Below are 18,613 nucleotides of genomic sequence, written 5' to 3' on the forward strand. Positions count from 1 at the left end.
GAAGGTGGCCGGCGAACCCGGCCCGCCCAGCAATCTGTTCAGCGGTGTCATCAAGGCACTGCGCCCGCGGCAGTGGGTGAAGAACCTGCTGGTCCTGGTGGCGCCGCTGGCGGCATTGGGCACCGACGTCCAATACGACTACGGGTTCCTGATCACCCACGTCGCCATGGCGTTCGTCGTGTTCTGCATGGCCGCCTCATGCATCTACCTGATCAACGACGCGCGCGACGTCGAGGCCGACCGGCAGCACCCGACCAAGCGCTTCCGCCCGATCGCGGCAGGCGTGGTGTCGGAGTCCCTGGCCTACACGCTGGCCGTGGTGCTGGGCGTGGCGTCGCTGGTGATCGCCTACTTCACCACCCCCAGCCTCGCCGTGGTGATCGGCGTCTACATCGCCATCCAGTTGGCCTACTGCTTCGGTCTCAAACACCAGGCGGTGCTCGACATCTGCATCGTCTCCTCGGCGTACCTGATCCGCGCGATCGCGGGCGGCGCGGCCACCAACATCCAGCTCTCCCAATGGTTCCTGCTGGTCATGGCGTTCGGTTCGCTGTTCATGGCGGCCGGTAAGCGCTACGCCGAACTGCAGTTGGCCGAGCGCACCGGCGCCAAGATCCGCAAGTCGCTGGAGAGTTACACGAGCAGCTATCTGCGGTTCGTGTGGACGCTCTCGGCCACCGCGGTGGTGCTGTGTTACGGCCTGTTCGCCTTCGAGCGCGACGGCGGCACGGCCTCGTGGTGGGCGGTCTCGATCATCCCCTTCACCGTGGCGATCCTGCGCTACGCGGTCGACATCGACGGCGGCATCGCCGGCGAACCAGAGGACATCGCGCTGCGCGACCGGGTCCTGCAACTCCTGGCCCTGGCGTTGATCGGAACAGTCGGTGCCGCAATCTACTTCGGGTGACTCCGCAGTGCTGGCCTCCCGTCAGCCGGCACCACCCACGCTGAGACGGGCACCCACGTCGACGCCTGCTGCCTCGGCGACCGAGCCGATCCAGCCCGCTGGCCGGGGCCGGCAGACCCCGCCGCCCGCGCCCCCACTCAAACCCGTGTTCCCGCTGCCCCTGTCGGCCCGAATCAGCCTGTGGTGCAGCATCCTCGTCGTCACGACCCTGTTCGGCTGGGGCGCCTGGCAGCGCCGCTGGATCGCCGACGACGGACTGATCGTGCTGCGCACGGTCCGAAACCTGATGGCCGGCAACGGACCCGTCTTCAACGCGGGTGAACGCGTCGAGGCCAACACCTCCACGCTGTGGACCTACGTCATGTACCTCGGCGGCGTGGTCGGCGGTCCCATGCGCCTGGAGTACATCGCGTTGGCCATCGCGCTGACGCTGTCGCTGCTCGGCGTCGTGCTGCTGATGCTCGGTGCGGCCCGCCTCTTCGCCCCCAGCCTGCAGGGCCGCAGCGCCCTGCTGCTGCCCGCGGGCGTCCTGGTGTACATCGCGATTCCGCCCGCGCGCGATTTCGCCACGTCCGGCCTGGAGAACGGGCTGGTGCTGACCTATATCGGCCTGCTGTGGTGGATGTCGGTCTGCTGGTCGCAGGGTCTGCGCGCCGAGGCCGTGCGCGCGCCGTCACGGTTCAGCGCCACCGGGCCGGGATTCCTCGCGGCACTGGCCTTCGTGGCCGGGTTGAGCGTGCTGGTCCGCCCCGAACTCGCTCTCGTCGGCGGCGGCGTGCTCGTCCTGCTGCTGCTCACCACGCGCGGGTGGCGGCACCGCCTGATGATCGTCGTCGCGGGTGGCCTGCTGCCGGTGGGCTACCAGATCTTCCGGATGGGCTACTACGCGCTGATCGTGCCCGGAACCGCGGTGGCCAAGGACGCCTCGGGATCGAAGTGGGAGCAGGGCTTCACGTACCTGGCCAACTTCAACAAGCCCTATTCGCTGTGGATCCCGGCCATCCTGCTGGTGGCGCTGGCCCTGCTGCTGGCGGCCACGCACAGTCGGCCGTGGTGGATCGACCAGAACATCTCACGGGAGCATCCGCGGTGGGCGCGGACCCTGCAGCGGCCGCCCGTGGTGGCCGCGTTCTTCGTCGTCAGCGGGTTCATCCAGGGCGTTTACTGGATTCGGCAGGGCGGCGACTTCATGCACGGCCGGGTGCTGCTGACCCCGATCTTCCTGATGCTCGCGCCCGTCGCGGTGATTCCCGTGGTGAAGCCCGACGGTGCCCGGTTCTCCCGGGAGGCCGGATATCTGCTCGCCGGTGCCACCACGGTGCTGTGGGGCAGCGTGGTCGGTTGGTCGCTGTGGGCGGCCAACTCACCCGGTCTAGGGCCCGACGCCACCCGCGTCACGCACTCCGGAATCGTCGACGAACGCCGGTTCTACTCGCAGGCCACCGGGCATGCGCATCCGCTGACCGCGGCCGACTACCTCGACTACCCACGGATGCGCGCCGCCCTGGTGGCCATCAACAACACCCCCGACGGTGCCCTGCTGCTGCCGGCGGGTAATTACGACCAGTGGGACGTCGTGCCGGCGATCCCGCCGCCGCCGCGACCGCCGGGCGCACCGCCACGGACTGAAAGAGGCCCGCACACAGTCTTTTTCACCAACCTCGGGATGACCGGGATGAACCTTGGCCTCAATGTCCGGGTGATCGACCAGATCGGGCTGGCCAACCCGTTGGCCGCGCACACCGCGCGCCTCGAGGACGGTCGGATCGGGCACGACAAGAATCTGTTCCCGGACTGGGCGGTCGCCGAGGGCCCGTTCCTCAAGGAACCGCCCTACATTCCGACCTATCTCGACGAGGGCTGGATCCGCGAGGCCGAAGCGGCACTGCAGTGCCCCGCGACCGATGCGGTGCTGACCTCGATTCGGGCGCCGTTGGGTCCGCGCCGGTTCCTGTCGAACGTGCTGCATGCCTACGACTACACCAAGTACCGCATCGATCGGGTGCCGCAGTACGAACTGCTGCGCTGCGGACTGGATGAGCCCGAACTGCCCAACCCCCCTTACACTGGGCTACCGGCTACCGGTCCCTGACCGCCGGCTCAGTCACAGCCGGCCGCCACGGGCGCCCCGGTAACGCTGCGGTACTGCCCGGGCGATACGGATGCAGGAGATGCGCTTCGAGCGCACCGGCCGCGAGTGTGAACGAATGGATGGAACACGTCTTGAGAATGAGGACGACTGGTGTGCTGCCTGCTGCGCGCCGCCTGATCGCCCTGGTCGCGGCTGCGCTGACCGTCCCCGCGGTGTCGCTGGTCGCATGCGCGCCCACCGCGTCGGCGTTCTCCCGGGAGGGCCTGCCCGTCGAGTACCTCGACGTGTATTCGGCAGCCATGGGCCGCAACATCCGGGTGCAGTTCCAGGGTGGCGGACCGCACGCGGTCTACCTGCTTGACGGTCTGCGGGCCCAGGACGACTACAGCGGGTGGGACATCAACACCCCGGCGTTCGAGTGGTTCCACGAGTCCGGCATCTCCACGGTCATGCCGGTCGGCGGGCAGTCCAGCTTCTACAGCGACTGGTACTCGCCGTCGAGCTTCAACAAGCAGGGCTACACCTATAAGTGGGAGACATTCCTCACTCGTGAGCTGCCCGCCTACCTTTCGGCCAACAAATCGGTGTCGCCCAGCGGCAACGCCGTGGTCGGCCTGTCGATGTCCGGTGGCGCGGCGCTGATCCTGTCCGCCTACCACCCCGGGCAGTTCCGCTTCGCGGCGTCGCTGTCGGGCTTCCTCAACCCGTCGACCGCGTTCATGAAGCAGGCCATCCGAGTGGCGATGCTCGACGCGGGCGGCTACAACGTCGACAACATGTGGGGACCTCCGTGGGACCCGGCCTGGAAGCGCAACGACCCTGTGGTCCAAGTGCAGACCATCGTCAACAACGGCACCCGGCTGTGGATCTACTGCGCACCCGGCGGACAGACCGAGATCGACGAAAGCGCGGACCCCAACCAGGCGCTCAGCGCCACGAGCCTGGAGACGCTCGCGATCGCGAGCAACAAGCGATTCCAGGAGAAATACCTCGCTGCAGGCGGCACCAATGCCACCTTCAATTTCCCGCCCGCGGGCAACCACTCGTGGGGGTATTGGGGGCAACAACTGCAGGCCATGAAGCCCGATCTGATCGCAACGGTGGCCGGTTAGCTGGAGATGACGAGAAGAGATCGAACCAAGAACCTGTGGTTGACTACAGGAACACGTGGACTTGGTCGGCGGCGGAACGAGGGCCGCTGCGAGGAGTCAGTTGAAGCCGGATCGTGCGGCGTACACGAAAAAGATGGGATGGGAAGCTGTATGAAACTTGTCGAGAAGATGCGCGGTGCGTGGGGGCGCCGCCTCGCTGCCGGAGTCGCTGCTGCGGCACTGCTGCCCGGTCTGATCGGCGTCGTCGGCAGCACCGCAACGGCGAGCGCGTTCTCCCGTCCGGGTCTGCCCGTGGAGTACCTGGATGTGCCGTCGGCCAGCATGGGTCGCGACATCCGGGTGCAGTTCCAAAGCGGTGGCCCGAACTCGCCGGCTGTCTACATGCTTGACGGTCTGCGCGCCCAGGACGACTTCAACGGGTGGGACATCAACACGCAGGCGTTCGAGTGGTATTACGGCTCGGGCGTGTCGATGGTGATGCCGGTCGGTGGCCAGTCCAGCTTCTACGCCGACTGGTACAAGCCCGCCTGCGGCAAGGCCGGCTGCCAGACCTATAAGTGGGAGACGTTCCTGACCCAGGAGCTTCCTGCCTTCCTGGCGGGCAAGGGCGTCGACAACACCCGGACCGCCGCGGTGGGTCTGTCGATGGCCGGTTCGGCCGCGCTGACGCTGGCCATCTGGCACCCGAACCAGTTCCAGTACGCAGCGTCGCTGTCGGGCTACCTGAACCCGTCCGAGGGCTGGTGGCCGTTCCTGATCAACATCTCGATGGGTGATGCGGGCGGCTACAAGGCCGACGATATGTGGGGCAAGACTGAAGACCCCAACAGCGCGTGGAAGCGCAACGACCCGATGGTCAACATGGACCGTCTCGTTGCCAACAACACCCGCATCTGGATCTTCTGCGGTAACGGCAAGCCTGCCGAGGTCAACGGCAACGTCGCGGGCGACAACCTGCCCGCGAAGTTCCTCGAGAGCTTGACGCTGCGCACCAACAAGACGTTCAAGGACGAGTACATCGCCGCCGGCGGCACCAACGGTGTCTTCAACTTCCCGGCAGGCGGAACGCACGACTGGCCCTACTGGGGACAGCAGCTGCAGCAGATGAAGCCGGACATCCAGCGCGTGCTGGGTGCCACCCCGCAGGACCCGGCCGCCTTGGCGGCCGCTGCGGAGCCGGCCGGCGACGGCAGCTAGCACCAGCGGTCAACAGACCAGCGACAGAAGGCGGCGGACCCCTCGGGTTCGCCGCCTTCTCGCATGTGCTGGCACCGCAGAAAGCCCCGACCCCGCGACCGGTGTTGCGGTGATGTGATTCACTACGTTGCGGATGGGGGCAAGTCCGAATCGGTGAGGGGCGCACGAGGTGGGTACAGGATGCTGAGAATCGTTGTCCGGGCAGTCTGTGCCCTCGCGTTGACCGCCTCGCTGTGGAGCGCGGGTGCGGTGCATGGCGAGGCGGGCGTCGCGCACGCCGACGGCGTGGAGTACCTGCAGGTGCCCTCGGCGGCCATGGGCCGCGACATCCCGGTGGCGTTCCAGGGCGGCGGCCCGCATGCCGTGGTCCTGCTCGACGCCTTCAACGCAGGCCCTGACGTGAGCAACTGGGTGACGGCGGGCAACGCCATGAACACCCTCGGCGGCAAGGGCGTCTCGGTCGTGGCTCCCGCCAGCGGTGCCTTCAGCCTGTACACCAACTGGGAGCAGGACGGCAGCAAGCAGTGGGAGACGTTCCTGAGCAGTGAGCTGCCTGACTGGCTGGCCGCCAACAAGGGCTTGGCGCCGGGTGGGCACGCGATCGTCGGCGCATCGCAGGGCGGCACCGCGGCCGTCACGCTGGCCGCGTTCTACCCGAACCGGTACCGCTACGCCGGGTCGATGTCGGGCTTCATGAACCCGTCCAACACATTCCTCAACGGCGCGATCCAGGCCGGCATGATGCAGTTCGGCGGGGCCGACGCGAACCGGATGTGGGGCCCGGCCCAGCTCGGTCGCTGGAAGTGGCACGACCCCACGGTGCACTCGCAGCTGCTGATCGACAACAACACCCGCCTGTGGGTCTTCAGCCCTCAGACCCTGACGGCCAGCGATCCGGCCGCGATGATCGGCTATGCCGACCAGGCGCAGGGCAGCAACCGTTCGTTCTACGCGCAGTACCGGTCCAACGGCGGTTCGAATGGCCACTTCGACTTCCCGACCAGTGGGGACCACGGCTGGGGCTCGTGGGCGCCACAGCTCGGTGCGATGTCGGGCGACCTCGTCGCCGCAATCCGCTAGGGGTTAGCCGGGCGGTTCGGACACAGTTGGGTATCGCCCTGCCGCGGGCATAACCCTGCATATGTTTTCAGCCGGTACCGTGGAGTCGTGCAGAACCGGGCCAGTCTCAGAGCCGGGGGGCGGACCGCCCTCATGGCAGGGCTGTCGTTGCTGATCGCCGTCGCAGGCGTGGCCCTGGTGTGCGGTTGTACGCCCGGAGAACACGTGATGAAGACCGCTGGCGTACCGCACCATCCGGGCGGGGCGCCGGGGCCCGGCACTCTCCCGGCGCTGGCGGTGCCCGACCCGGCGATCGCCAGCAACTTCTCGATCTCGGCCGAGCAGCGCGCCTACCTCGATGCGCTCAAGGACGAGGGCGTGTACCCGTCGAGTGATCTGCTGGGGTTGTCGATAGGCTCGTACATCTGTCAGGCACACGCCGCGGGCCAGAACGATCAGGCGGTGCGCGATTTCGTGCTCCCCCTGGTTCGTGGTGACATCCGCGGTGCGCAACCCGGAGTCGCGGTGACCTCGTTGGCCAGCCAGGTCGACGATGTGACCTCGACGTACATGCGCGTCGCAACCGACCGACTCTGCTAGCAGGAGAAGATGGCTCGCACCTCTAAGACCTCGCGGGGCCGTCGGCACCGCATCCTGGGCATCATCGCGGCCGCGGCTGTCGCCGTTGTCATCGCTCTCGTGGTGGCGATCATCGTCGTCATCGTGCGCCGTCCCGACGCGCCGCCCACCGCGGTCCCGCCGACGGCCGTGCCGCCGACGCAGACCACGCCGGGCAAGAAACCGCGTCCGGAGTTCCAGGATGCGAGCTGCGCCGACGTGCAGGCGCTGGTCATTCCCGGCACCTGGGAGTCATGGCCGACGGATGACCCGTTCAACCCGACGCAGTTCCCGATGTCGCTGATGCTCAAGGTCAGCGCACCGCTGCAACAGCAGTTCGGCGCCGAGCGAGTCCAGGTGTACACGGTTCCCTACACCGCGCAGTTCCACAATCCGTTCTCCGCGGACAAGCAGATGTCCTATAACGACAGCCGTGCCGAGGGCACCCGCGCCGCGGTCAAGGCGCTGACCGAGATGAACGAGCGCTGCCCGTTGAGCAGCTATGTGCTGATGGGCTTCTCGCAGGGCGCGGTCATCGCCGGCGACATCGCGAGCGACATCGGCAACGGCCGGGGTCCGGTCGACGAAGACCTGGTGCTCGGTGTGACGTTGATCGCGGACGGGCGGCGCCAGACGGGCGTGGGGCAGGACATCGGCCCGACCCCGCCGGGGCAGGGTGCGGAGATCACGCTGCAGGACGTGCCGATGCTCAAGACGCTGGGACTGGAGATGACCGGCCCGCGGCCCGGTGGCTTCGGCCTGCTCAACAACCGGACCAACCAGATCTGCGCTGCGGGCGATCTGATCTGCGCGGCTCCGGAGAGCGCGTTCAACATCACCAACCTGCCTCGCACGCTGGAGACGCTGGCCGGGGGTGCGGGACAGCCCGTGCACGCGATGTACGCCACTCCGCAGTTCTGGCAGATCGACGGCCTACCGGCCACGGACTGGACTGCCAACTGGGCGCGGGGCCTCATCGACAATGCGCCCCATCCCAGACACGGGTAGGCCGGGCTCCTGGGTTTTTGTCTCGGTCCGGTCACAGACCCGTGTGATGTTGGCGGCAGAGATTTGTCGACGGTGCTACCGGCCCGTAACATTAAGAACTGACTAAGAGCAGCGTCGCTGCTGCCTGCGTGCCCGGACGAACCGGAACAGCGCCCCACCGCGTCTGTACCATCTGTGGGGTTTGGGATCAGCGGCAGTGTGACGTGGCGTCCGACGCCGCATCGCAGGCTCGCGACGGCTGAGCAACACAGGCGTTTTCGACAGGAGAGATGTATGGCGTTCCACAACCCTTTCGTCAAGGACGGGCGGATCGTCTTCCCCGAAAATGCGAGCATCGTCAAACACGTCGAGACGTGGGCCAAGGTGCGCGGCGACAGCCTCGCCTACCGATTCCTGGACTTCTCCACCGAGCGTGATGGCGTCGCCCGCGACCTGACCTGGGCCGAGTTCAGCGCTCGTAACAAGGCGGTGGCCGCCCGCCTGCAGCAGGTCACCGAGCCCGGTGACCGCGTGGCGATCCTGTGCCCGCAGAACCTCGACTACCTGGTGGCCTTCTTCGGGGCGCTCTACGGCGGCCGCATCGCAGTGCCGCTGTTCGACCCGTCGGAGCCCGGCCACGTCGGCCGCCTGCACGCCGTCATCGACGACTGCGAGCCCTCGGCCATCCTGACGACCACCGACGCCGCCGAGGGTGTGCGCAAATTCTTCCGCAGCCGCCCCGCCAAGCAGCGCCCCCGCGTCATCGCGGTCGACGCCATCCCCAACGAGGTCGCCGCGACGTGGGTCCAGCCGGAGGAGCCGGACGAGACCACGATCGCCTACCTGCAGTACACCTCGGGTTCCACCCGCATCCCGACCGGCGTGCAGATCACCCACCTGAACCTGGCCACCAACGTGCTGCAGGTGGTTGAGGGACTCGACGGCGACGACGGCGACCGCGGACTGTCCTGGCTGCCGTTCTTCCACGACATGGGCCTGATCACCGCCCTGATCGCGCCGATGATCGGCTACCGGTTCACCTTCATGACCCCGGCCGCCTTCGTCCGTCGCCCCGAGCGTTGGATCCGCGAGATGGCCCGCAAGCCTGACGACACCGGCGGCACCATCTCGGTGGCCCCGAACTTCGCGTTCGACCATGCGGCCGCGCGCGGTGTGCCCAAGGAGGGCCCAGGCGCGGTGGACATGTCCAACGTGAAGGCCATCCTCAACGGCAGCGAGCCGATCTCGGCCGCCACCGTGCGCCGGTTCAACGAGGCCTTCGGTCCGTTCGGCTTCAACCCCAAGGCCATCAAGCCGTCCTACGGCCTGGCCGAGGCGACGCTGTTCGTCTCGACCACCCCGAGCACCAACGAACCGAAGATCGTCTCGGTGGATCGTGACGAGCTCAACTCGGGTCGGTTCGTCGAAGTCTCCGAGGACTCGCCCAAGGCGGTCGCCCAGGCCGGCGCAGGCAAGGTCGGCCTCGACGAGTGGGCCGTCATCGTGGACGCCGAGTCGGCCACCGAACTGCCCGACGGCCAGATCGGCGAGATCTGGATCAGCGGCCAGAACATGGGCACCGGGTACTGGGGCAAGGAACGCGAGACCATCGAGACGTTCCAGAACATCCTGAAGTCTCGCACCAGCCCGTCGCACGCCGAGGGCGCCACCGACGACGCCTTCTGGGTGCGCACCGGCGACTACGGCGCCTATTACGACGGCGAACTGTTCATCACCGGCCGCGTCAAGGATCTGGTGATCATCGACGGTCGCAACCACTACCCGCAGGACCTCGAGTACTCCGCGCAGGAGGCCAGCAAGGCGCTGCGCACCGGGTACGTCGCGGCCTTCTCGGTGCCGGCCAACCAGCTGCCCGACGAGGTCTTCGAGAACGCGCACTCCGGTATCAAGCGCGATGCCGACGACACCTCGGAGCAGTTGGTGATCGTGGCCGAGCGTGCCCCGGGCGCCCACAAGCTCGAGGTCGGACCCATCACCGACGACATCCGCGCCGCGATCGCCGTGCGCCACGGGGTCACGGTGCGCGACGTGCTGCTGACCCCCGCGGGTGCCATCCCGCGCACCTCCAGCGGCAAGATCGGTCGCCGGGCCTGCCGCGCCGCCTACCTGGACGGCACGCTGCGCTCGGGCAAGGTCGCCAACGCCTTCCCCGACGCATTGGACTGACAACACGAGGCGAACCCGAGAGCGAGCCGAGGACGGGCTCTCGACGCCCTCAAGACTCCGCCGAAGAGAAGTGAGTGAGGCCTTCGATGTCTGAAGAAAACGCAAATCCCGACACCGCAGCGGCCGACTCGAAGGCGGAGAATTCCGCCACGCCGCCAGCGCGCACCGAGATGTCCGTGCCGGAGATGCGCGAGTGGCTGCGCAATTGGGTGGCCAACGCCACCGGGCAGTCGGCGGACACCATCAACGAGTCCGCCCCGATGGTCGAACTCGGACTGTCCTCGCGTGACGCCGTGGCGATGGCCTCGGACATCGAGGACCTGACGGGCACCACGCTGACCGCCACGGTCGCGTTCAAGCACCCCACGATCGAGGCGCTGGCCCAGGTCATCGTCGAGGGTGAGCCCGAAGAGGACCTTTCGGGTCTGGATGACGAGGACTGGTCACGGGCCGTTGTCGGCGACGCCGGCGAATGGGATGTGGCGATCGTTGGCCTGGCCACCCGCTTCCCGGGCGACATGAACACGCCCGACGAGACGTGGGCCGCGCTCATGGAGGGCCGCGACGCCATCACCGACCTGCCCGAGGGCCGGTGGGAGGAGTTCCTGGCCGAACCGCGGATCGCCGAACGAGTCGCCAGGGCCCGCACCCGCGGCGGCTACCTCTCGGACATCAAGGGCTTTGACGCCGAGTTCTTCGCGCTGTCGAAGATGGAGGCCGACAACATCGATCCGCAGCAGCGGATGGCCCTCGAGCTGACCTGGGAAGCGTTGGAGCACGCCCGGATTCCAGCCTCGAGCCTGCGCGGCACGCCTGTCGGCGTGTTCGTCGGATCCTCGACCAATGACTATCAGTTCCTGGGTGTCGCCGACCCGACCACGGCCCATCCATACGCCATCACCGGCACCGCGAGTTCGATCATCGCCAACCGGGTGTCCTACTTCTACGACTTCCGCGGTCCGTCGATGGCCATCGACACCGCGTGCTCGTCCTCGCTGGTCGCGATCCACGAAGGTGTGAAGGCGTTGCGCGCCAAGGAGGCCGACGTCGTCGTGGCCGGCGGCGTGAACGCGCTCGTCACGCCCCTGGTGACCATCGGCTTCGACGAGGTCGGCGGCGTGCTGGCCCCCGACGGTCGGATCAAGTCGTTCTCCTCCGACGCCGACGGTTACGCCCGGTCCGAGGGCGGCGGCATGATCGTGCTCAAGCGGGTCGCCGACGCGCGTCGTGACGGTGACGAGATCCTGGCCGTGATCGCGGGTTCGGCGGTCAACCACGACGGTCGCTCCAACGGCATGCTGGCGCCCAACCCGGAGGCGCAGGCCGAGGTGCTGCGCAAGGCCTACAAGGACGCCGGTATCGACCCGCGCTCCGTCGACTACATCGAGGCGCACGGCACCGGCACCATCCTGGGTGACCCGATCGAGGCCGACGCGCTGGGACGCGTCGTCGGCAAGGGCCGTGCCGCCGATCAGCCCGCGTTGCTGGGTGCGGTGAAATCCAATGTCGGACACCTGGAGTCGGCTGCGGGTGCGGCCAGCATCGCCAAGGTCGCCCTGGCCATCAAGAACGACAAGATCCCGCCGTCGATCAACTACGCGGGCCCCAACCCCTACATCGACTTCGACAAGGAACACCTCAAGGTCACCAGCGAGGTGACCGAGTGGCCGCGCTACAGCGGGCACAAGATCGCGGGTGTCTCCGGATTCGGCTTCGGCGGCGCCAACGCCCACCTCGTGGTGCGTGAGGTCCTGCCCAGCGATCTCGTTGAGCCCGAACCGGTTTCGGAATCCAAGACCGACACGGCGGCCGACAGTGAGGCGAACGCCGTCTACGTCGGCGGCGTGAAGATGGACGAGTACGGCGAGTTCATCGAGGACGACGCGGATGACGTTCGCGGTGATGACGAGTTCTACGGTCGCACCGTCGACACGGAGCCGGAACTGCCCGGCCTGACCGACGAGGCACTGCGTCTGCTTGAGGTGGCCCGTGAGGAACTGGCCGCCACCGAAGACGAGATCAAGCCGATTGTGCCGCTGGCGGTTTCGGCGTTCCTGACGTCGCGCAAGCGGACCGCGGCGGCCGAGTTGGCCGACTGGATCGACAGTGAGGCCGGCCGTGCCACCTCGCTGGAGGCCATCGGACGTTCACTCTCGCGCCGCAACCACGGCCGCTCCCGTGCGGTGGTCCTGGCCCACGACCACGACGAGGCCGTCAAGGGTCTGCGCGCGCTCGCCGAGGGCAAGCAGAGCCCCCTGGTCCTGGCGGCCGACGGCCCGGTGACCAACGGCCCGGTCTGGGTGCTCGCCGGTTTCGGTGCGCAGCACCGCAAGATGGGCAAGAGCCTGTACCTGCGCAACGACGTGTTCGCGGAGTGGATCAACAAGGTCGATGCGCTGATCCAGGATGAGCGTGGCTACTCGATCGTCGAGATGATCCTCGACGACTCCGTCGACTACACCGACGAGACCTGCGAATACCCCATCGAAGTGGTCCAGCTGGTGATCTTCGCCATCCAGATCGCGCTCGGTGAGGTGCTCCGCCATCACGGCGCAAAGCCCGCGGCCGTCGTGGGGCAGTCGCTGGGCGAGGCGGCCGCCGCGTACTTCTCCGGAGGCCTGAGCCTGGCCGACGCCACCCGCACCATCTGCTCGCGCAGCCACCTGATGGGTGAGGGCGAGGCGATGCTGTTCGGTGAGTACATCCGCCTGATGGCGCTGGTCGAGTACTCCGCCGACGAGATCAAGACCGTGTTCTCCGACTACCCGGACCTCGAGGTCTGTGTGTACGCGGCCCCGACGCAGACCGTCATCGGCGGTCCGCCGGATCAGGTCGACGCGATCATCGCGCGCGCCGAGTCCGAGGGGAAGTTCGCCCGCAAGTTCCAGACCAAGGGCGCCAGCCACACCCAGCAGATGGATCCGCTGCTCGGCGAACTCACCGCCGAACTGCAGGGCATCGAACCGCTGCCGCTGGTCACCGGCTACTTCTCCACGGTGCACGAGGGCGGCTACATTCGCCCGGGCGGCGAGCCCATTCACGATGTCGAGTACTGGAAGAAGGGCCTGCGCCACAGCGTGTACTTCACGCACGGCATCCGCAACGCCGTCGACTCCGGGCACACGACGTTCCTCGAACTGGCCCCCAACCCGGTCGCGCTCATGCAGGTGGGCCTGACCACCGCGGCCGCCGGTCTGCACGACGCGCAGTTGATCGCGACGCTGGCGCGCAAGCAGGACGAGGTCGACTCGATGACGACGGCGCTGGCCACCCTCTACGTGCACGGCCACGACCTGGACTTCCGCACGCTGTTCCCGAACCCGGCGGATCGGCCGATCGACCCGGCGACCGACTACGCCGACGTCCCGCCCACCAAGTTCCGGCGCAAGCCGTACTGGCTGGACGTGCGGTTCACCGGTGACGCGTCGGCGCTGATGCCGGGCAACCATGTCGCCACGCCGGACGGCAGGCACATCTGGGAGTTCGCGCCCAAGGCCGCGGTCACCGCGACGGATCTGTCGAGTCTCGTGAAAGCCGCTGCGGCCCAGGTCCTTCCGGACGCCGCACTGACGGCGTTCGAGCAGCGCGCGATCCCGGGTGAGGGGTCGCGTCTGGTCACCACCCTGACCCGGCACCCCGGTGGCGCCACGGTGCAGGTGCACGCCCGCATCGAGGAGTCCTTCACGCTGGTGTTCGACGCGGTCGTGACTCGGGCCGGGCAGGCCTCGGCGCTGCCCACCGCGTCCGCCGCGGGTGCTGCCGTCGCACTGCCTGCGGCCGGCACCGACGTGGCGTCGGTCGCGACGCTCGAACCCGAGGTCGTCGAGGACGCCGCGATCCTGTCCGACAACCTCGCGCAGGGCGCCAACCTCGGTGCCGGATTCGCCAAGTGGTCGCCGGACTCCGGGGAGACCGTGGGTGACCGGTTGGCGGCGATCGTCGGCGGCGCCATGGGTTACGAGCCCGAGGACCTGCCGCGTGAGGTGCCGCTGATCGAGCTGGGTCTGGACTCGCTGATGGCGGTGCGGATCAAGAACCGCGTCGAGTACGACTTCGACCTGCCGCCGATCCAGCTGCAGGCCGTGCGTGATGCCAACCTCTACAACGTCGAGCAGCTGATCATCTACGCCGTCGAGCACCGCGACGAGGTGTCCGACCTGCATCAGTTCCAGCAGACCGCCAGCCCCGAGGAGTTCGCCAAGGCGCAGGCCGAACTGCTGGGTGGTGCGAGCACGGCCGCCGAGATCGAGCAGCGTCTGGCTGAGGTGGCCGGGCAGGGCGACGGTGGGGTCGCTCCCGCCGACGAGGCCGACGGCCCGGCCGCGGAGCCCGCGGTGGCCGCCGAGGCCGCAGGACTGAACGCGCAGGCCATCGGCATGGACAGCGAGACCGCGGCGACCATTCCGCCGCCGCCGACGAATCCGGCTGGGCCGGGGGCCATTCCGCCGCCGCCCAGCAACCCCGCGGGCCCCGTCGCGGCTGCGCCCGTGGCTCCGGCCGTCGATGAGGAGAAGCCGGGTCCGGACCTGGCCGCCGCCGCGGCCGCGCTGAACCAGCAGGCCGTCGCCGCAGCGCTGAACTCCGACGTCCCTCCGCGTGACGCGGCGGAGCGTCTGACGTTCGCGACGTGGGCGATCGTCACCGGCAAGTCGCCGGGCGGCATCTTCAACTCGCTGCCCGCACTCGACGACGACACCGCGGCCAAGATGGCGCAGCGACTGTCGGAGCGGGCCGAGGGCACCATCACGGCCGAGGACGTGAAGTTCGCGCCCACGATCGAGGCGCTGTCCACCACGGTCCGTGAGTTCCTCGAGGCCGGTGAGCTCGAAGGGTTCGTGCGCACCATCCGCGCGCCCGAGAACGACGATCAGGTGCCGGTGTATGTGTTCCACGCCGCGGGCGGGTCGACGGTGGTGTACGAGCCGCTGCTCAACCGCCTCCCGGCGGGCACGCCGATGATCGGCCTGGAGCGCGTCGAGGGCACCATCGAGGAGCGCGCCGCGCAGTATGTGCCGAAGCTGCTGGAGCTCAACGGCTGGACCGACGGAGCCAAGGGCAAGCCGTTCCTCCTGGCGGGCTGGTCGCTCGGCGGGGCGCTGTCCTACGCCTGCGCGATCGGGCTCAAGGAGGCCGGCGCCGACGTCGAGTTCGTCGGCCTGATCGACACCGTGCGCCCCGGCGTGCCGATCGACCAGAGCCGGGAGGGCACCCGTCAGCGCTGGGCCCGCTACGCCCAGTTCGCCGAGAAGACGTTCAACGTGCAGATCCCGGAGATCCCGTACGAGCAGCTCGAGAATCTCGACGATGCGGGTCAGGTGCAGTTCGTCCTCGACGCGGTCAAGGAGTCCGGCGTACAGATCCCGGGCGGCATCATCGAGCACCAACGCACGTCGTACCTGGACCAGCGGACCCTCGAGATCGCGGTGCCGCAGTCCTACGACGGGCATGTGGTGCTCTACATGGCCGACCGCTACCACGACGACGCCATCACGTTCGAGCCCGCGTACTCGACGCGTCAGCCCGACGGCGGATGGGGCGAGTACGCCTCGGACCTCGAGGTGGTGAACATCGGCGGCGAGCACATCCAGGCCATCGACGAGCCCTACATCGCTAAGGTCGGGGCACACATGAGCCAGGCGATCACCAAGATCCAGGCAGAGCAGAAGGGTAACCAGTCGTCGTGACTGAAGAATCCGTCCCCGCTGTGAACAGTCCGGTGACCACGGCCGAGAAGCTGGCCGAGCTCCGCGAGAAGCTGGAGCTCGCCAAGGATCCCGGTGACGAGAAGGCGAGGGCCCGTCGCGACAGGAAGGGCATCCCGTCGGCTCGGGCGCGTATTCATGCACTGCTCGACCCGGGCAGCTTCCTCGAGATCGGTGCGCTGGCCCGCACACCCGGCGACCCCAACGCCTTCTTCGGCGACGGTGTGGTGACCGGGCACGGCACCATCAACGGCCGTCCCGTCGGTGTGTTCAGCCACGACCAGACGGTGTTCCAGGGTTCGGTCGGTGAGATGTTCGGCCGCAAGGTGGCCCGGCTCATGGAGTGGGTGGCCATGGTCGGCTGCCCGATCATCGGCATCAACGACTCGGCCGGCGCCCGCATCCAGGACACCGCGACGTCGCTGGCCTGGTACGCCGAGTTGGGCCGTCGCCACGAACTGCTGCGCGGCCTGGTGCCCGAGATCTCGCTGATCTTCGGCAAGTGCGCGGGCGGTGCGGTGTACTCGCCGATCCAGACCGACCTCGTGGTCGCGGTCCGCGATCAGGGCTACATGTTCGTCACCGGCCCCGACGTCATCAAGGACGTCACGGGTGAGGACGTCACGCTCGACGAACTCGGCGGTGCCGACGCGCAGGCCCGCTACGGCAACATCCACCAGGTGGTGGAGTCCGAGGCCGCGGCGTTCGAGTACGTGCGGGACTACCTGCAGTTCCTGCCCGCCAACACGTTCGACGATCCGCCGATCATCAACCCGGGCCTGGAGCCTGAGATCACGCCGCACGACCTGGAGTTGGACTCCCTCGTGCCGGATTCGGACAACATGGCCTACGACATGATGGAGATCCTGCTGAGGATCTTCGACGACGGCGAGGTCTTCCAGGTGGCCGAGCAGGGTGGCCCCGCCATGATCACGGCGTTCGCCCGTGTCGACGGTCGCCCGGTCGGCGTGATCGCCAACCAGCCGATGCACATGTCGGGTGCGATCGACAACGAGGCGTCGGACAAGGCCGCGCGCTTCGTCCGGTTCTGCGACTCCTACAACCTGCCGCTGGTGTTCGTCGTCGACACCCCGGGCTTCATGCCGGGTGTGGAGCAGGAGAAGGGCGGCATCATCAAGCGCGGCGGCCGGTTCCTGAACGCCGTCGTCGAGGCCGACGTCCCGAAGGTGACGTTCACGATCCGCAAGTCCTACGGCGGCGCGCACGCCGTGATGGGGTCCAAGCAGCTGTCGGCGGACCTCAACTTCGCCTGGCCCACGGCCCGTATCGCGGTGATCGGGGCCGAGGGCGCCGCTCAGCTGTTGGTGAAGCGCTTCCCGGACCCGACCGCGCCCGAGGTGCAGAAGATCCGCAAGGAGTTCATCGAGGGCTACAACCAGGGCATGGCGGTGCCGTGGATCGCGGCCGAGCGCGGGTACATCGACGGCGTCATCGAGCCGCACGAGACCCGGCTGCTGCTGCGCAAGTCGTTGCAGCTGTTGCGGGACAAGCAGATCCAGGGTCGCGTTCAGCGCAAGCACGGTCTGCTCCCGATCTAGCACGTCACGCCGCCGCGCATAGGTGGGTGTCCCCGGTCGACACGCCGGGTATATCGCGTAGATTGCGCACGTTCGCGGGGGCGAGACGATATGGATTGAGATATGGCCGACAAGTACATCGGGCTGAGTGCGAACCCGCCGCTGGGCGATCAGCGGCTCGACCTGCGAGACCTCTACGTCTTCGCCTCACCCGCCGACCCCACGCACACCGTGCTGATCCTGACCGCCAACACAGGCGGTGAGGCGCTCAACCCGGACGCGGTCTACCGGATCAACATCGACAACGACGGCGATCTGCGGACCGACATCGCCTTCAGCTTCGTGTTCTCGCAGCCACGCGAGGACGGCACTCAGACGTTCGACGTCTACCTCGCGGTGGACAACGACGCCGAGGAACCCCAGGCCGTCGGCTCCAGGCTGTTCACCGGCGTCGAACTGACCCGCGGTGCGGCCACCGACGTGCGCAGTTCGGGCAGTTTCACGGTCGCTGCCGGCGTGCGCAGCGATCCGCTCTTCTGCGACATCGACGGCGTGAAGAACCTGCTGAGTTTCGACGGCAAGCTCGGCGAGCGCCCGTCCCCGTGGACGGGCGTGGACTCCAACCTCGGCACCAACGTGATCGCGCTGGCGGTCGAGGTCCCAACATCGGCGCTGGGTGCCGCACCGGACATCCGGGTGTGGGGACGGTGCACGGTGCGCCAGAACGGCGACTGGAACCACCTCGACCGTGTCGGGCATCCGGCGGTGCGCGGCTTCCTGGCCGACGACGAGACCCGCGCGGCGTACTACGCCACCAACCCGATCCACGACCGCGAGCGCTGGATCGGCCTGTTCATCGACCGGATGACGAAGACCGGCGATTTCACGCGCGCCGAGGCCATCGCAGCCATCGAGCAGGAGGGCACGCTGCCCGACCTGCTCACCTACAACCCCAACCGGCCTGCCGGTTACCCCAACGGACGGACGTTCGGCGATGACGTCGTCAGCTTCCGCGTCGACTTCCTGACCAAGGGTGCCTGCCCGCCGTCCGGGCTGAGCCCGCACACCGACACCATCGACGAGTTCCCCTACCTCGGCGCCCCGCACTGACGTTCCGGCCGTCGAGAAGAGCCTGGCGTACATGAACGCCCAGGTGGGCCGTCATCGCGGCTCTTCTGGGCGTCACAGGGGTCCTCAGAGGGGTTCGAGGTCCA

General features: G+C 68.0%; 11 protein-coding genes. All 11 read left to right on the forward strand.

The genetic code is table 11. The features are described 5' to 3' along the window. Positions 1-4: 4 nt before the first annotated feature. Positions 5-907, forward strand: a complete 903-nt coding sequence (locus tag G6N34_RS26245) for a decaprenyl-phosphate phosphoribosyltransferase (protein WP_407663285.1) — start codon at positions 5-7, stop codon at positions 905-907. 88 nt (positions 908-995) lie between these two features. Continuing rightward, entirely contained in the window at positions 996-2,999 is a 2,004-nt protein-coding gene (gene zomB / locus G6N34_RS26250; protein ID WP_085154482.1) for a terminal beta-(1->2)-arabinofuranosyltransferase, read from the forward strand. Positions 3,000-3,136: 137 nt separating this feature from the next. Continuing rightward, positions 3,137-4,111: an esterase family protein gene (locus tag G6N34_RS26255; RefSeq protein WP_109788595.1), complete on the forward strand. Its 975-nt coding sequence runs from the start codon at positions 3,137-3,139 to the stop codon at positions 4,109-4,111. 150 nt (positions 4,112-4,261) lie between these two features. Continuing rightward, positions 4,262-5,308 carry an esterase family protein gene (locus tag G6N34_RS26260; RefSeq protein ID WP_085154484.1) on the forward strand — a complete coding sequence of 349 codons (1,047 nt, stop codon included), beginning with the start codon at positions 4,262-4,264 and terminating at the stop codon, positions 5,306-5,308. 180 nt (positions 5,309-5,488) lie between these two features. Further along, positions 5,489-6,388, forward strand: a complete 900-nt coding sequence (locus G6N34_RS26265; RefSeq protein ID WP_085154162.1) for an esterase family protein — start codon at positions 5,489-5,491, stop codon at positions 6,386-6,388. 132 nt (positions 6,389-6,520) lie between these two features. After that, entirely contained in the window at positions 6,521-6,967 is a 447-nt protein-coding gene (locus tag G6N34_RS26270; RefSeq protein WP_085154164.1) for a hypothetical protein, read from the forward strand. A 9-nt stretch (positions 6,968-6,976) separates the two neighbouring features. After that, positions 6,977-7,993 (forward strand): carboxylesterase Culp6, encoded by a 1,017-nt coding sequence (culp6, locus tag G6N34_RS26275; protein ID WP_085154165.1) that lies wholly within the window; start codon positions 6,977-6,979, stop codon positions 7,991-7,993. A gap of 273 nt (positions 7,994-8,266) precedes the next feature. Then, entirely contained in the window at positions 8,267-10,159 is a 1,893-nt protein-coding gene (fadD32, locus tag G6N34_RS26280) for a long-chain-fatty-acid--AMP ligase FadD32 (protein ID WP_085154167.1), read from the forward strand. A gap of 170 nt (positions 10,160-10,329) precedes the next feature. Further along, positions 10,330-15,843, forward strand: a complete 5,514-nt coding sequence (pks13, locus tag G6N34_RS26285) for a polyketide synthase Pks13 (protein ID WP_109788603.1) — start codon at positions 10,330-10,332, stop codon at positions 15,841-15,843. Beyond that, the gene (locus tag G6N34_RS26290) at positions 15,840-17,420 is read left to right on the forward strand and encodes an acyl-CoA carboxylase subunit beta (RefSeq protein WP_085154172.1); all 1,581 of its coding nucleotides are present in this window, start codon (positions 15,840-15,842) and stop codon (positions 17,418-17,420) included. Before pks13 ends, G6N34_RS26290 begins: the two co-directional genes overlap by 4 nt. Before the next feature lie 102 nt (positions 17,421-17,522). Continuing rightward, the gene (locus G6N34_RS26295; RefSeq protein ID WP_085154174.1) at positions 17,523-18,509 is read left to right on the forward strand and encodes a DUF4331 family protein; all 987 of its coding nucleotides are present in this window, start codon (positions 17,523-17,525) and stop codon (positions 18,507-18,509) included. Positions 18,510-18,613: the final 104 nt, after the last annotated feature.

The sequence above is a fragment of the Mycolicibacterium confluentis genome (assembly GCF_010729895.1).
GTDB lineage: Bacteria > Actinomycetota > Actinomycetes > Mycobacteriales > Mycobacteriaceae > Mycobacterium > Mycobacterium confluentis.

What these genes read in the sequence shown, in the direction of transcription:
- fadD32 (WP_085154167.1), top strand. Translation starts at nt 8,267, where the DNA reads ATGGCGTTCCACAACCCTTTCGTCAAGGACGGGCGGATCGTCTTCCCC.
- G6N34_RS26255 (WP_109788595.1), top strand. Translation starts at nt 3,137, where the DNA reads ATGAGGACGACTGGTGTGCTGCCTGCTGCGCGCCGCCTGATCGCCCTG.
- G6N34_RS26260 (WP_085154484.1), top strand. Translation starts at nt 4,262, where the DNA reads ATGAAACTTGTCGAGAAGATGCGCGGTGCGTGGGGGCGCCGCCTCGCT.
- culp6 (WP_085154165.1), top strand. Translation starts at nt 6,977, where the DNA reads ATGGCTCGCACCTCTAAGACCTCGCGGGGCCGTCGGCACCGCATCCTG.
- G6N34_RS26295 (WP_085154174.1), top strand. Translation starts at nt 17,523, where the DNA reads ATGGCCGACAAGTACATCGGGCTGAGTGCGAACCCGCCGCTGGGCGAT.
- G6N34_RS26270 (WP_085154164.1), top strand. Translation starts at nt 6,521, where the DNA reads ATGGCAGGGCTGTCGTTGCTGATCGCCGTCGCAGGCGTGGCCCTGGTG.
- pks13 (WP_109788603.1), top strand. Translation starts at nt 10,330, where the DNA reads ATGTCCGTGCCGGAGATGCGCGAGTGGCTGCGCAATTGGGTGGCCAAC.
- G6N34_RS26265 (WP_085154162.1), top strand. Translation starts at nt 5,489, where the DNA reads ATGCTGAGAATCGTTGTCCGGGCAGTCTGTGCCCTCGCGTTGACCGCC.